The sequence below is a fragment of the Ensifer sp. ZNC0028 genome (genome assembly GCF_000799055.1).
Lineage (GTDB): Bacteria > Pseudomonadota > Alphaproteobacteria > Rhizobiales > Rhizobiaceae > Ensifer.
On the sequence record NZ_JTLA01000290.1, the window covers coordinates 1 to 268 of the forward strand.

General features: G+C 67.9%; 1 pseudogene. It reads left to right on the forward strand.

What is annotated here, in order from left to right:
* Positions 1–268 (forward strand): annotated as a pseudogene (locus tag L981_RS35360) (glycosyltransferase family 4 protein); the annotation flags it as partial.

The following is a 268-nucleotide window of genomic DNA, read 5'->3' on the forward strand; positions in this document are numbered from 1 at the left end:
CCACGCGTCGCCATCGAGCGGCTCGACGTGCCGGCCCAGAAGGCCGACAAGCTGCGCGCCGCGTGGTTGGTGGCACGAAGGCTCTACCGGCTGCGCTCGACCATCAGCCGCACCCGTCCCGACTTCGTCCTAAGCTTCCTGACGCGCACGAACGCGCTGACGCTGATCGCCACACGTGGCCTCAGGCTTCCGGTGATCGTGTCCGAGCGCAACAACCCGGCCGTGCAGCCCTTCGGCCCCTTCTGGAAATGGCTGCAGCTTCGCCTCT